We start from the raw sequence: 438 nt of genomic DNA on the forward strand, positions 1-438 counted from the left end.
TGTTGGGTTATACCCCTTAACCCCGATATATTCAAAGTCTTTTTGAGCAATTTCAGGAAATTCACAACATAATCGCTGTCTAAGTTGATTAATCAAAGAGTTTTTATTCTTATCAAGTTGCTCTCTTTCGTGAAAAGTCAAGCGAAGCAGATCGATTGAGTCATAGTCATAATTGTTTAAGATCGGGGGATTACCTAGATCATCTAACCCTGACTTGTCAAAATAGGTTAATGCAATAGTTAAAGCGTCAAGATAGTCGTCTTTGTTCTTAGTCTTAAAGTAGTGCTGACGATTTATCTTAGTTTGCTGATGAGATATCCAATAGATATCTAGTCCTAACTTCTTAGCACAATTAACCCAGAAGCTTGCATACCAGTAACCCGTAGGCTCTAAGATGATAGCATCGACTTCTAAGGATTTAACAATCTCGATCGCTTC

The 438-nt window shown here is 36.8% G+C and carries 1 pseudogene; it reads right to left on the reverse strand.

The features are described from left to right. Window positions 1-438 (reverse strand): annotated as a pseudogene (locus MiAbW_RS19310) (IS110 family transposase); the annotation flags it as partial.

Source organism: Microcystis aeruginosa NIES-4325, assembly GCF_008974145.1.
GTDB classification, from domain to species: domain Bacteria; phylum Cyanobacteriota; class Cyanobacteriia; order Cyanobacteriales; family Microcystaceae; genus Microcystis; species Microcystis aeruginosa_G.